This is a genomic window from Ramlibacter sp. G4-7 (assembly GCF_057784995.1).
On the sequence record NZ_JBYNTT010000003.1, the window covers coordinates 169,822 to 183,066 of the forward strand.

The window sequence follows — 13,245 nt, forward strand, 5'->3', positions numbered from 1 at the left end:
CTCGGGGTGCATGGTGCCGCATGGCCGTTGCAGGTCAATGTGGCTTCTGCTTATCATGGCCTCCACTTTTGAGACGCCAGTCTCAAAACGGTCTTGGTGTCTCACCCACACCAGGTGCGGATCGTCAGTGGTTAACGCGATGGGGAGGATCACCATGCGTATGGCAACCCGGCATTCCCGCGGCTCGGAGCGAGCCGCCCGCGCCCGCGGCTCGTCCCCGGCCTGAGACGAGCGTGCTCCACACGATCGACCGAATCGCCGTCGAAGACGAAGGCGAGGGAGATGCCGTCCTGTGCCTGCACGGGTTGGGCGGCGACTCCAACACCTGGACGCCGCTGATGCCGGCGCTCGCGGGATTGCGCGTGCTCCGCCCGGATCTGCCGGGCAGCGGCCGGTCCGCCAGCGCAGGCGCCGGCGGCACCCTCTCCATCGAGAAGCTCGTCGAAGCCGCCATCAACATCTGCGCGCGCTTGAACGTCAGCCGCGCCCACGTGCTTGGCCACTCCATGGGCACCATCGTCGCGCAGCACCTCGCCGCCGCGCAGCCGCACCTGGTGCGCAGCCTCTCCCTCTTCGGCCCGCTGATCGCCCCGAACGACACGGCCCGCGCGAACATCCGCGCCCGCGGCGAGAAGGCGAAGGCCGAAGGCCTGCGCGGCATGCATGACATCGCGCTGGCCTTGGTCAACGCCGCCACCTCCACCGACACCCGCCAGCGCCAGCCGGTCGCCGTCGCCTTCGTGCGCGAGAGCCTCATGCGCCAGGACCCGGAGGGTTACGCGCGCAATTGCGAGGCACTCGCCGGCTGCACGCCCGCCGCCGTCGAACGCATCACGGCACCCACCCTGCTGGTCACGGGCGACGAGGACGGAGTCGCTCCGCCCCAGGCCGTGCGCAACATGGCCGAGCGCTTCACGCAGGCGAAGAGCCTGCGCACCGTGATCCTGAACCGCTGCGGCCACTGGACCCCCATCGAGCGGCCCGAGGACTGCGCGCGCGAGTTGCGCGCCTTCCTCTCCGCCCAGCGCTGAACACGAGGAACCCCATGGCCGACGTGCTGTTCACCAACGCCCGCATCTTCGACGGCTCCGGCGCGCAGCCCTTCCGGGGCGAGGTGCTGGTGCAGGGCAACCGCATCAACCGCGTCACGCGCAGCGGCAGCGGGGTGCGCAGCGCGCCCGTGGGCGGCGTGACCGTCGTCGATGCGGCCGGCGCCTTCCTCATGCCGGGCATGGTGGAGGCGCACACGCATTTCGCCTGGAACGACCAGCCCAGCCTCGACGCCATCCAGCGCATGCCGCCCGAGGAGCACATCCTCTGGTGCGCGCAGGTCGCCAGGCTCTACCTGGACATGGGCTGGACCTCCTGCGTCGGCGCCGCGACCGCCAAGCCGCGCCTGGACGTGGTGATCCGCAACGCGATCAACGACGGCACCATCGTCGGTCCGCGCTACCTCGCGGCCAGCCAGGAGATCACGGTCCCCGGCGGCCTGGGCGACACGACGCAGCCGCACCTGCCGCAAGCCGAGTTCGCCTTCGGCGCGGTGGTCAGCGGCGCCGAGGAGATGCGCCGCTGCGTGCGCATGTTCGCCAAGTACGGCGTGGACTCGGTGAAGATCAACCTCTCGGGCGAGTCGATCACGGGCTTTCCCAGCGAGGCGTCCCAGTTCACGGAGGCCGAGATCTCCACCTGCGTGGAAGAGGCCAAGGCCTGGGGCAAGCGCGTCGCGGCGCACGCCCGCTCCACCAAGTCGATCAAGCAGTGCGTGCGGCACGGCATCGAAGTGGTCTACCACGCGAGCTTCGCCGACGAGGAGGCGCTGGACCTGCTGGAGGAGCACAAGAAGGAGCACTTCATCGCGCCCGGCCTCGCATGGCTGATCAACACCTGCCACCACGCCAGCGAGTACGGCATCACGCCGGCCGTGGCGCGCGGCATGGGCTACTTCCGCGAGCTGGAGGCGGCGATCGAGACCATGAAGGCGCTGCGCCGCCGCGACGTGCGCATCCTGCCCGGCGGCGACTACGGCTTCGCCTGGACGCCGCACGGCACCAACGCGAAAGACCTGGAGTACTTCGTGAAGTACGTCGGCATGTCGACGATGGAGGCGCTGCTCTCCGCCACGGCCTGGGGCGCACCGATCATGAAGCTCAAACGCCAGGTCGGCGAAGTCCAGGAAGGCTACCTCGCGGACCTGCTGCTGGTGGACGGCGACCCGCTGGAGGACATCGCCGTGCTGCAGGACAAGCGCCGGCTGCTGGCCGTGATGAAGGACGGCGAGTTCCACCGCGCCCCGCCCCTGCGCCGCGACGCGCGCACCGAACACACCCGCTGGGCGGCCTGAGGAGCACGGCATGGACAGCACCCTCTTCACCAACGTCCGCATCCTCGAAGGCCAGGTGAATGCGCCGCCCTATCTGGGCAGCGTGCTGGTCGAAGGCAACCGCATCAAGCGCGTGAGCCGCTCGGCCGCGGCCGTGTCCGGCGGCTCCGCGATGGTGATCGACGCCGCCGGCGCCACGCTCATGCCCGGCATGTGCGAGGCCCACACGCACTTCTCCTGGAACGACGCCGCGACGCTCGCTGCGATCCAGCGCATGCCGCTGGAGGAGCACGTGCTGTGGTGCGCCAAGGTGGCCAAGCGCTACCTGGAAGCGGGCTTCACCTCCTGCGTCGGCGCCGCCTGCGCCAAGCCGCGGCTGGACGTGGTGATCCGCAACGCGATCAACAGCGGGCAGATCCCGGGGCCGCGCTACCTGGCGGCCAGCCAGGAGATCACCGTGCCCGGCGGCCTGGGGGACGAGACCCTGCCGCATCTGCCTTTCCCCGAGTTCAGCTTCGGCGTCAACGTGAACAGCGCCGACGAGATGCGCAAGGCCGTGCGCATGTTCCTCAAGTACGGGGTGGACTCGATCAAGATCAACCTCTCCGGCGACAACTTCACGCCCGACTCTCCGGCCGAGACCACCTGGATGAGCGATGCGGAAGTCGCGGCGGCGATGGACGAAGTGCGGGTGCGCGGCAAGCGCGGCACGGCGCACGCGCGCTCCGCAGCTTCCGTGAAGCAGGCGCTGCGGCACGGCATCGACGTGATCTACCACGCCAGCTTCACCGACGAGGAAACGCTGGACATGCTGGAGGCCGCCAAGGGCCGCGTCTTCGTGGCGCCCGGCATCGCGATCATCTACGCGATGCTGCACGAGGCCGAGCCCTACGGCATCTCGCACGAGAAGGCCGTGGCCATGGGCTACCAGCGCGAATGGGACGCCGCGCTGGAGTCGCTGCGCGCCATGCACAAGCGCGGGATCCGCGTGCTGCCCGGCGGCGACTACGGCTTTGCGTTCACGCCGCACTGCCAGAACGCGCGCGACCTGGAGTTCTTCGTGAAGTACCTGGGCATGACGCCGGCCGAGGCGATCCGCAGCACCACCGTGTACGGCGGCGAGATCATGATGCGCGGCAAGGAGCTGGGGCAGGTGAAGGAGGGCTACCTCGCCGACCTGCTGCTGGTGGACGGCGACCCCCTGGCCAACATCGCCATCCTGCGCGACCCCAAGCGCATCCTGGCCGTGATGAAGGACGGCGTGTTCGCCAAGAGCCCGGAAGCGGAGTCGGAACGCGAGTTCCGGGTGGCGGCATGAGTGCCCTGCATGCCCTGGATGTCGTCCCGGACCTGATGCAATGAGCAGCGCGCGCAAGCTTGCCCCATGGGTCCTGGTCGGGGTGCCCATCCTCGCCCTGTCGCTCTGGGCGATCGCCGACAACGCCAAGCTCTACTTCACCACCCTGCTCAACTCGCTCACGCTCGCGTCCCTGTACTTCCTGGTGGCCAGCGGCTTCACGCTGGTGTTCGGGCTGATGCGCAACGTCAATCTCGCGCACGGCTCGCTCTACCTGTTCGGCGCCTACGTGGGCTGGATGGTGGGGGAACAGACGAATTCGTGGGTGCTTGCCGTCGCTGCCGGCTTCCTGTCGGCCGCGGTGGTCGGGCTCTTTCTGCAGCTGGTGATCTTCCGGCACATGCAGGGGCAGGACCTGCGCCAGACGCTGGTGACCATCGGCATCTCCATCGTGCTGGCGGACCTGATGCTCTGGATCTGGGGCGCGGAGATCTACACTTTCGATCCGCCCGCGTGGATCTACGGCTCCACCTCGCTGCCGCTGGTGGAGAAGTTCCCGACCTACCGCATCGCGGTGCTGCTGGGCGCCATCGCCATCGGCTTCGGCCTGTGGTGGTTCCTCGCCCGCACCAAGGTCGGCATGATGATCCGCGCCGGCGTCGACGACCGCGGCATGCTTGCCGCCTCGGGCGTCAACGTGCAATTGGTATTCGCCATCACCTTCGCCATCGGCGCGGGCATGGCGGGGCTGGCGGGCGTGGTCGGCGGCAGCGCGCTGTCGGTGTCGCCCGGCGAGGACACGCGCTACCTGCTCGCGTCGCTGGTGGTGGTGATCGTCGGCGGCATGGGCAGCGTCGGCGGCGCGGCCATCGGCGCCTTGTTGATCGGGCTGGCGGAAACCTTCGGGCTGGCCTATGCGCCCACCTACAGCGTCGTGTTCACGTTCGTGATCATGGTGCTGGCGCTGGCCTTCCGCCCGCGCGGCATCATGGGGAGGCCGGCATGAGCCGCCGGGCCGCTCCCAAGGCGAATACCGCAGCGCGCCGCGCGGAGGTTTCAAAATGAGCGCCGCCCAATGGCGCAAGGCCATGACCTCCGGTGCAGCCGGTGCTGCCGGCGCGGCGCGGCCGATGCCGCAGGTCGTCCCCCAGCCGGCGCCCGCCGAGCCGCACGCCCACGGCGAGCTGCCCCTGTGGATGCAGCGGCTGGCGCGGCACGTCGGGGCGCGCCACGTGCTGGTGATGGTCGCCGTGCTGCTCTACCCCGCGGTCGCCAACCCGTTCTTCACCTTCCAGATCGGCGCGCAATCGCTGGCCCTGGGGTTGGTGGCGCTGTCGCTCACCTTCCTGGGCGGTTACGGTGGCATGGTGTCCCTGGCGCAGATGACCGTCGCGGGGCTTGCGGGCTACCTCGTCGCCATCTTCGGCAGCAGCAGCCTCGCCGCGATCAGCCTGGGCTGGCCGTGGTGGCTGACGGTGGTCTTCGCGGTCGGGCTGGCCACGCTGTTCGCCACCGTCGTGGGCTGGCTGTCCGTGCGCACCGAAGGCATCTACACCATCATGATCACGCTGGCGATCGGCGTCGCCTTCTTCTACCTGGCGCAGCAGAACTACACGCTGTTCAACGGCTTCCAGGGCTTCAACAAGCTCTTCCCGCCCACGGTCCTGGGCATCGACTTCCGCGAAGCCACGCCCTTCTACTTCCTCGCGCTCGCCTGCTCGCTGGCCGGCTACTTCTTCGTCAAGCTGCTGGTGCGCGCGCCCTTCGGCGTGGCCCTGCAAGGCATCCGCGACAACCCGCGGCGCATGGCCTCGCTGGGCTACAACGTCACGGCGCACCGCGTGGCCGCCCACGCGGTGGCGGGCCTGCTGGCCGCGGTCGGCGGCGTCCTGCTGGTCTGGTACAACAACCGCATCTCGCCCGGGTCGATGAACACCGGCGCGATGATCAACATCCTCGTCATCGCCGTCCTCGGCGGCATGAACCGGCCGATCGGCGCCTTCGTCGGCGCCCTCGTCTTCGTCCTCCTGCAGAACTTCGCCATCGACCTGGTGAGCCGCGAGCGCTTCAACCTCGTCATCGGCGGCGTGTTCCTCGCCATCGTCCTCTTTTCCCCCAACGGCCTGGTCGGCATCTGGACGCAGCTTCGCGCGCGCCTGGGGTCCAGGAAGGCCATCAACCTCCAAAGGAGACTGCAGTGAAGACGTCAAGGAAAATCCTCGTTCGCTCGATGTTGGCGGCTGCGACTGCAGCGGCCTTCACGGGGTCGGTGTGGGCACAGGACACACTGAAGATCGGCCTGCTGGCCACGCTCGAAGGGCCGTTCGCGGCGCCGGGGCAGGACGGCATGCGCGGTGCGGACCTCGCCCTGAAGCAGAAGAACGGCATGGCCGGCGGCAAGAAGATCGAGTTCATCAAGGCCTCGTCCGATGCCACGCCCGACAAGGCGGTGGCCGCCACGCGCAAGCTGGTGGAGCAGGACAAGGCGCCCATCGTCATCGGCCCGCTGTCCGGCGACGAAGGCATCGCCGTCAAGAACTACGCCAAGACCCAGCCGAACACGACGTTCGTGAACGGCTCCTCCGGCGCGCAGGCCGCGACCTGGGGCGACCCGGCGCCCAACTTCTACCGCTTCAACACCGAGGGCGCGCAGTGGATGGTGGGCCTGGGCGAGCACGCGCTGTCCAAGGGCTACAAGAAGACCTTCCTCATCGCCGAGGACTACGGCTTCCCCTACTCGCAGGTGCAGGGCTTCATGGCCAGCTACTGCGCCAAGGGCGGCAAGGTGGTCGACAAGGCCTGGGTGCCGCTGGGCACCAAGGACTATTCCTCGGTGATCGCCAAGATCCCCAAGGACGTCGACGCGCTGGTGGTGGTGCTGGGCGGCTCGGACGCTGTCAACTTCCTCACCCAGTACGAACAGTCCGGCGGCAACAAGCCCATGATCGGCGGCTCGATCACCGTGGACCAGACGGTGTTGAACTACAAGGGCAAGCGCCGCGAATCGCTGCTGGGGACGGCCTCCGCCGGACCGATGGCCGACTCGATCGACACGGCCGAATGGAAGAAGTTCGTGGCCGACTACAAGGCCGCGTTCAAGGACGGCTTCCCGAGCCCCTCGCTGTTCGCCTACCTGTACTACATCAACACCAAGGCGACGCTCGATGCGCTGGATGCCGTCAAGGGCGACCTGTCGAACGGCCAGAAGGCCTACCGCGACGCGCTGCAGAAGACCAACTTCAAGGGCCCGGCCGGGATCGTGAAGATCGACGACAACCGCAATGGCGTGGGTCCGACCTACATCACCGAAGTGGCGAAGGCGCCGGACGGCTCCTTCTACAACAAGGTGGTCAAGGTGGTGCCCGACATCACGCAGACGCTGGGCCTGCCCAAGGAGCAGTTCATGAAGATGGGCCTGGGCTCGCGCGACGTTCCGGACTGCCGCAAGTAAGCGGCCCCGGCAGGACGGCACGATGGCTTCGATCACCACCCTCAGGCCGCGCGCGGGCGCGGCGTTGCCCGCCGCCACGGCAGGCACCGGCGCGCTGCTGTCGGACGACGCGCTGATCCTGAGGGGCGTGACCCGGACCTTCGGCGCCGTCCGCGCCGTGGACGACGTCTCCCTCACGGTGGCCGCGGGCGAGAAGTACGCGATCCTCGGCTCCAACGGTGCCGGCAAGACGACGCTGTTCAACGCGGTCACCGGCGACTTTCCGCCCAGCGCGGGCAGCATCCATTTCTTCGGCGAGGACATCACGGCGCTGCCGCCGCACGAACGCATCCGCAAGGGGCTGCGGCGCACCTACCAGTCCTCGCTGCTGTTCCGCGAGCTCTCGGTGCGGGACAACCTGTTCCTGGCCGTTCGCGGTGTCGCGAGTGGCCGGTTTTCCTTCCTTCCGGCGCGCGCGCGTCACGCGTCGACGCTGGCCACGCAGGACCTGCTGGAGCGGGTGCGCCTGGCCCACATCGCCGACGAACCGGTGTCCAGCCTGGCGCACGGCCAGCAGCGGCAGCTGGAGATCGGCATGGCGCTGGCCGGCGCGCCGCGGCTGATCCTGTTCGACGAGCCCGCGGCGGGCCTCTCGCCGGCGGAGCGGCGCGAACTGGTGATCCTGCTGCGCTCGCTGCCCTCGCACATGAGCTTCGTGCTGATCGAGCACGACCTGGACATCGCGCTGCGCGTGGTGGAGCGGGTCACCGTCATGCACAACGGCCGCGTGCTGCGCGAAGGCACGCCGGCGGAGATCGAATCCGACGCGCAGGTGCAGGCGATCTACATGGGAGGCAAGCACTGATGGCCGACCGTCCCTTGCTGGAAGTCCAGGGCCTGGACGTCTTCTATGGCCGCGCCCATGCGCTGCAAGGCGTGTCGTTCACGCTCGATCGTGGCGTGCTGGGCCTGGTCGGCCGCAACGGCATGGGCAAGACCACGCTGTGCAACGCGATCACGGGCCTGGTGCCCGCGACCGGCAGCGTGAAGCTGGCCGGCGAGGAGATCCTGGGCCGCGCGCCGCACGAGATCACCCGGCGCGGCGTCGCCTACGTGCCGCAAGGCCGGCGGATGTGGCCGTCGCTGACGGTGGACGAGACGCTGCGGCTGGTGGCCAAGCACAGGCGCGAAGTCGACAAGGTCTATGCGATGTTCCCGCGCCTGGCCGAACGCAAGTCCAACGGCGGTGCGCAGCTCTCCGGCGGCGAGCAGCAGATGCTGGCCATCGGCCGGGCGCTGCTGCTGGAGCCGAAGCTGCTGGTGATGGACGAGCCGACCGAGGGGCTGGCGCCGGTCATCGTGGAACAGGTGGAAGAGGCGCTGCGCCACCTGGCGGCGGACACCGGCATCGGCGTGCTGCTGATCGAGCAGAACCTGGGCGTGGCGATCGCGGTGGCCGACCGCATCGGCGTGATGGTCAACGGCCGCATCGCGCAGGAGATGCCCTCGCGCGAGCTCGCGGCCGATCCGGCGCTGCAGGAGAGGTTGCTGGGCGTGCGTTCCAGCGGCGAGGAAGAGGAGCCGGCGCAAGTGGCTCCCTCTGCCGCGCCGGCGCGCGTGTTCACGGTGCGGCGGGCGCATGCGGACAGCGACGCCTCGCCCCTGCCGCCGCCGGCGCGCACGGTGCGGGGGATCAACCGGTGGAATGCGGGCGCGGTGGGGGAAGAGATCGGCGACAGGGCCTTGGTCGAGCCGCGCGTGCCCCTCACCCCGGCCCTCTCCCCAGGGGGGAGAGGGAGCAAGGCGGACTCCCCGTCGTCCACGGCGAGAGAAGAGGACTCCCTCGCCCGCTCGCGGGAGAGGGCCGGGGTGAGGGAAGACGGCGCCGAAGTCTTCACCTTCCCCGTCGCCGCCACCACCCAGCGCGCCGCCTACGTCGCCGGTACCTTCGACACCAAGGGCCGGGAGCTCACCTTCCTCAAGCAGTGCCTGGAGCGCCGGGGCCTGCGCGTCGTCACCGTGGACCTGGCCACCTCCGGCAAGCCCTCCTCGGCCAGCGTGCACCCACGCGAAGTCGCGCGCCACCACCCGCAGGGCGAAGCGGCCGTCTTCAGCAACGACCGCGGCAGCGCCGTGACCGCGATGGCGGCAGCATTCGAGCGCTTCGTGCTCACGCGCCGGGACCTCGGCGGGCTGATCGGCGCGGGCGGTTCCGGCGGCACCGCGCTGGCCACGCAAGGCATGCGCGCGCTGCCGGTGGGCCTGCCCAAGGTGATGGTCTCCACCATGGCCTCGGGCGACACCCGCGGCTACGTCGGTCCGAGCGACATCTGCATGATGTACTCGATCACCGACGTGTCCGGCATCAACCGCATCAGCGAGCGCGTGCTGGCCAACGCCGCCCATGCGCTCGCCGGGATGATGGCCCACGCGGCTTCGCTGCCGGCGGATGCCAGCAAGCCGGCGCTGGGCCTGACCATGTTCGGCGTCACGACACCTTGCGTGCAGGCCGTCACGCGCATGCTGGCCGACGAGTACGACTGCCTGGTGTTCCACGCCACCGGCGTCGGCGGCCAGTCCATGGAGAAGCTGGCCGACTCCGGCCTGCTGCAAGGCGTGATCGACGTGTCCACCACCGAGGTCGCCGACGAGATCGTGGGCGGCGTGCTGTCGGCCGGGCCGCAGCGCATGGACGTGTTCGCGCGCCACGCCTTGCCCTACGTCGGCTCCTGCGGCGCGCTGGACATGGTGAACTTCGGCGCCTGGGACACGGTGCCGGAGCGCTTCAAGGGACGGCGCCTGTACAAGCACAACGCGGGCGTCACGTTGATGCGCACGACGGCGGAGGAGTGCCGCGCCATCGGCGAGTTCATCGCCCGCAAGCTCAATGCGATGCAAGGGCCGGTGTGCTTCCTCATTCCCGAAGGCGGCGTGTCGCAGATCGACAGGCCCGGCCAGCCCTTCCACGACCCGGAAGCGGACCGCGTGCTGTTCGCCGCCATCGAGTCGAACTTCCGCACCGCAGGCGACCGGCAGCTGCGACGGCTGCCGCTTCACGTCAACGACGAGGCCTTCGCGCAGGCCCTGGTCGCTGCCTGGCGCGAAGCCGCCACGCCGCGCCAGGCCATTCGCAGCGCCTTCGCCTGAACCGCAGGAGCTTCCCATGGCACGCATTCCCCGAGCCGAGATCCTGGACCGCCTGCGCGGCAAGGTCGAAGCAGGCCTGCCCATCGTGGGCGGCGGCGCCGGTACCGGCCTGTCCGCCAAGTGCGAGGAGGCCGGCGGCCTGGACCTGATCGTGATCTACAACTCGGGCCGCTACCGCATGGCGGGACGCGGCTCGCTCGCGGGCCTGCTCGCCTACGGCAATGCGAACGAGATCGTGTGCGAGATGGCGCACGAGGTGCTGCCCGTGGTGCGGCGCACGCCGGTGCTCGCCGGCGTCAACGGCACCGATCCCTTCATGATCGCCGACGAGTTCCTGCAGCGGCTGATCGCGCTGGGTTTTTCCGGCGTGCAGAACTTCCCCACGGTGGGCCTTATCGACGGCAACTTCCGCGCCAACCTGGAAGAGACCGGCATGGGCTACGCGCTGGAGGTGGAGCTGATCGCCAAGGCGCACGCGCTGGACCTGCTGACCACGCCCTATGTCTTCAGCAAGGACGAGGCGCGGGCGATGGCCACGGCCGGCGCCGACATCGTCGTCTGCCACATGGGCCTGACCACCGGCGGCAGCATAGGCGCCGACACGGCCCTCACGCTGGAAGACTGCGTCGACCCGATCAACGCCTGGGCCGACGCCGCGCGTGCCGTCAACCCGGACATCCTCGTCCTGTGCCACGGCGGTCCCATCGCCGAGCCGCAGGACGCGCAATGGATCCTCTCGCAATGCCCCGCCTGCGACGGCTTCTACGGGGCGAGTTCCATGGAACGGCTGCCCACCGAGATCGCCCTGACCGAGACGGCGCGGCGCTTCGTCCAGATCACCCGATAAGACAAGGAGACAACCATGACCGGCGCGCAATTCGGCACCTTCATCCTCGGCCTCATCGTGGCCGCGATCGTCGTGGCCATCGGGGTGTGGCTCCTGCACTGGCTGTACCTGCGCAGCAGCAAGGAGCGCGCCTTCGTGCGCACGGGCCTGGGCGGCCAGCGCGTGGTGCTCGATGGCGGCGCCTTCGTGCTGCCCATCGTGCACGAGGTGATCCCCGTGAACATGAACACCCTGCGGCTGGAGGTCGCACGCGGGCGCGACAAGGCCCTCATCACCAAGGACCGCATGCGCGTGGACGTGGTGGCGGAGTTCTATGTGCGGGTCGCCGCCGAAGCCTCCGCCGTCGCCGCGGCGGCCCAGACCCTGGGCCTGCGCACGCTGGCGCCCGAGCAGCTGAAGGAACTGGTCGAAGGCAAGTTCGTCGATGCGCTGCGCACCGCGGCGGCCGAGATGACCATGGAGGAACTGCACGAAAAGCGCGGCGGCTTCGTACGGCGCGTCCGCGAATCGGTGGCGGAAGACCTGACCAAGAACGGCCTGGAGCTGGAGTCGGCCTCGCTGACCCAGCTGGACCAGACCGGCATGGAGTACTTCAACCCGAGCAACGCCTTCGACGCGGAGGGCCTCACGCGCCTGACCGAGCAGATCGAGCGGCGCAAGAAGCAGCGCAACGACGTCGAGCAGGACACGCTGGTGGCGATCCGCAACAAGAACCTGGAGGCGGAGAAGCTGTCGCTGGAGATCGACCGCGACAGCGAGTACGCACGCCTGTCGCAGCAGCGCGAGGTGGAAGTCGCCCGCGCCCGCCAGCGCGCCGATCTCGCCACCGAGCGCGCCGAGCGCGAGCAGGACGCGGAGACGGTGCAGATCGCGGCCAAGCAGGCGATCGAGGCGGCGCGCATCCGCAGCGAGCAGTCGCTGGAGGAAGAGCGCATCGCCAAGGAGAAGGCCTTGCAGGCCGCGGAGATCCTGCGCCGGCAAGCCATGGACCTGGCCGAGCAGCAGCGGGCGATCGCGGTCGCGCGCGAAAGCAAGAACCAGAGCGAGGCCCAGGCGGCAGCCGACGTGGCCCGCGCGAACGCCGTCGCGGCCGAGGAAAAGGTCTTCACGGCGCGCGAAGTGGAAGTGGCCGAACGCCGCAAGGCGATCGACCTGATCGCCGCCGCCCAGTCCGCCGAGCGCGAGGCGCTGCATCTCACGCGCGCGGCCGAAGCCGAGAAGCTGGCGAGCATCGACAAGGGCGAGGCGATCCGCCTGCAGGCCGAGGCCGATGCGCAGGCCGAGAAGATCCGCGCCCTCGCCACGCGCGTGCGCTCCGAGGCGGAGGCCGAAGGCGTGCGGCTGATGAACGAGGCGCAGAACGTGCTGTCACCCGAAGCGCGCGCCTCCGCGCTGCGCCTGCGCGTGGTGGACAAGGCCGAAGGGATCATCCGCGAATCGGTCAAGCCCATGGAGCGCATCGAGGGCATCAAGATCCTGCAGGTCGACGGCCTGCTCGGCGGCGGCGGCGGCGTGGCGCCGATCGCGACCCAGGCGAACTTCTCCGACGGCGTGGTGAACTCGGCGCTGCGCTTCCGCGCCCAGGCGCCGATCGTCGACCAGCTGCTCAAGGAGATCGGCCTGCAGGGCGGCGCCGACATCAATGGGATGGTCAATGGCGCGCTCGGCATGGCGCATGGCGCGGCGGCCGCCATCCCGCCCGCTGCGGCCATCCCGACCATCCCGGTGCAGGACGCGGGCAAGAAGGCCTGAGGCATGGTCAACGTCTACGTGTCCAGCGTCATCGACGCCGAGGCCGAAGCCGTGTGGCAGCGCGTGCGCGACTTCAATGCCATGCCGCAGTGGCATCCCGGCATCGCCGACAGCCGGATCGAGAACAGCGAGCCGCCCGACAAGGTGGGCTGCGTGCGCAGCTTCCACACGCGCGACGGCGGGCTGATCCGCGAACGCCTGCTGGCGCTGTCCGACTACGACTACAGCTTCAGCTACGCCATCCTCGAGAGCCCCATGGGCGTGGAGAACTACACCTCCACGTTCAAGCTCACGCCGGTGACCGACGGCGGGCGCACCTTCGTGGAGTGGAGCGCGGAGTTCGACTGCGAGCCGCGGCGCGAGCAGGAGCTCTCGGCGCTGGTCGGCGGCCAGGTGTTCCAGGGCGGGCTGGACGCGTTGAAGCGCCACTTCGGCAACCGCCGCTGACC

The 13,245-nt window shown here is 69.4% G+C and carries 11 protein-coding genes and 1 pseudogene; all 12 read left to right on the top strand.

Annotated elements, in window-relative coordinates; genetic code table 11:
• The first annotated feature begins 233 nt into the window (after positions 1-233).
• The 12 genes and pseudogenes from AC3EGR_RS05730 to AC3EGR_RS05785 all read left to right on the top strand — a co-directional run bounded on the left by AC3EGR_RS05730 (position 234) and on the right by AC3EGR_RS05785 (position 13,243).
• Positions 234-1,031 carry an alpha/beta fold hydrolase gene (locus tag AC3EGR_RS05730; protein WP_488545484.1) on the top strand — a complete coding sequence of 266 codons (798 nt, stop codon included), beginning with the start codon at positions 234-236 and terminating at the stop codon, positions 1,029-1,031.
• A 14-nt stretch (positions 1,032-1,045) separates the two neighbouring features.
• Positions 1,046-2,344: a metal-dependent hydrolase family protein gene (locus tag AC3EGR_RS05735; RefSeq protein ID WP_488545485.1), complete on the top strand. Its 1,299-nt coding sequence runs from the start codon at positions 1,046-1,048 to the stop codon at positions 2,342-2,344.
• A gap of 10 nt (positions 2,345-2,354) precedes the next feature.
• Complete coding sequence (locus tag AC3EGR_RS05740; RefSeq protein WP_488545486.1) at positions 2,355-3,641, top strand: metal-dependent hydrolase family protein; 1,287 nt, start codon at positions 2,355-2,357, stop codon at positions 3,639-3,641.
• Positions 3,642-3,681: 40 nt separating this feature from the next.
• Positions 3,682-4,626 carry a branched-chain amino acid ABC transporter permease gene (locus AC3EGR_RS05745; RefSeq protein WP_488545487.1) on the top strand — a complete coding sequence of 315 codons (945 nt, stop codon included), beginning with the start codon at positions 3,682-3,684 and terminating at the stop codon, positions 4,624-4,626.
• Positions 4,627-4,681: 55 nt separating this feature from the next.
• Entirely contained in the window at positions 4,682-5,821 is a 1,140-nt protein-coding gene (locus tag AC3EGR_RS05750; RefSeq protein ID WP_488545488.1) for a branched-chain amino acid ABC transporter permease, read from the top strand.
• The gene (locus AC3EGR_RS05755; protein WP_488545489.1) at positions 5,818-7,071 is read left to right on the top strand and encodes an ABC transporter substrate-binding protein; all 1,254 of its coding nucleotides are present in this window, start codon (positions 5,818-5,820) and stop codon (positions 7,069-7,071) included. Before AC3EGR_RS05750 ends, AC3EGR_RS05755 begins: the two co-directional genes overlap by 4 nt.
• A gap of 22 nt (positions 7,072-7,093) precedes the next feature.
• A complete protein-coding gene (locus tag AC3EGR_RS05760) occupies positions 7,094-7,915 on the top strand; it encodes an ABC transporter ATP-binding protein (RefSeq protein WP_488545490.1) in 822 nt (273 codons plus the stop codon).
• Positions 7,915-8,376, top strand: a pseudogene (locus AC3EGR_RS05765) (ABC transporter ATP-binding protein); the annotation flags it as partial. The gene AC3EGR_RS05760 and the pseudogene AC3EGR_RS05765, both read left to right, overlap by 1 nt.
• A gap of 543 nt (positions 8,377-8,919) precedes the next feature.
• Positions 8,920-10,197, top strand: a complete 1,278-nt coding sequence (locus tag AC3EGR_RS05770; RefSeq protein ID WP_488545661.1) for a Tm-1-like ATP-binding domain-containing protein — start codon at positions 8,920-8,922, stop codon at positions 10,195-10,197.
• A gap of 16 nt (positions 10,198-10,213) precedes the next feature.
• The gene (locus tag AC3EGR_RS05775; protein ID WP_488545491.1) at positions 10,214-11,044 is read left to right on the top strand and encodes a phosphoenolpyruvate hydrolase family protein; all 831 of its coding nucleotides are present in this window, start codon (positions 10,214-10,216) and stop codon (positions 11,042-11,044) included.
• Positions 11,045-11,059: 15 nt separating this feature from the next.
• On the top strand, positions 11,060-12,796 hold the full coding sequence (locus AC3EGR_RS05780; RefSeq protein WP_488545492.1) for a flotillin family protein: 1,737 nt from the start codon (positions 11,060-11,062) through the stop codon (positions 12,794-12,796).
• Between the two features lie 3 nt (positions 12,797-12,799).
• On the top strand, positions 12,800-13,243 hold the full coding sequence (locus AC3EGR_RS05785; RefSeq protein WP_488545493.1) for an SRPBCC family protein: 444 nt from the start codon (positions 12,800-12,802) through the stop codon (positions 13,241-13,243).
• The last annotated feature ends 2 nt before the right edge of the window (positions 13,244-13,245 follow it).

What these genes read in the sequence shown, in the direction of transcription:
- AC3EGR_RS05760 (WP_488545490.1), top strand. Translation starts at nt 7,094, where the DNA reads ATGGCTTCGATCACCACCCTCAGGCCGCGCGCGGGCGCGGCGTTGCCC.
- AC3EGR_RS05735 (WP_488545485.1), top strand. Translation starts at nt 1,046, where the DNA reads ATGGCCGACGTGCTGTTCACCAACGCCCGCATCTTCGACGGCTCCGGC.
- AC3EGR_RS05775 (WP_488545491.1), top strand. Translation starts at nt 10,214, where the DNA reads ATGGCACGCATTCCCCGAGCCGAGATCCTGGACCGCCTGCGCGGCAAG.
- AC3EGR_RS05750 (WP_488545488.1), top strand. Translation starts at nt 4,682, where the DNA reads ATGAGCGCCGCCCAATGGCGCAAGGCCATGACCTCCGGTGCAGCCGGT.
- AC3EGR_RS05745 (WP_488545487.1), top strand. Translation starts at nt 3,682, where the DNA reads ATGAGCAGCGCGCGCAAGCTTGCCCCATGGGTCCTGGTCGGGGTGCCC.
- AC3EGR_RS05740 (WP_488545486.1), top strand. Translation starts at nt 2,355, where the DNA reads ATGGACAGCACCCTCTTCACCAACGTCCGCATCCTCGAAGGCCAGGTG.
- AC3EGR_RS05785 (WP_488545493.1), top strand. Translation starts at nt 12,800, where the DNA reads ATGGTCAACGTCTACGTGTCCAGCGTCATCGACGCCGAGGCCGAAGCC.
- AC3EGR_RS05780 (WP_488545492.1), top strand. Translation starts at nt 11,060, where the DNA reads ATGACCGGCGCGCAATTCGGCACCTTCATCCTCGGCCTCATCGTGGCC.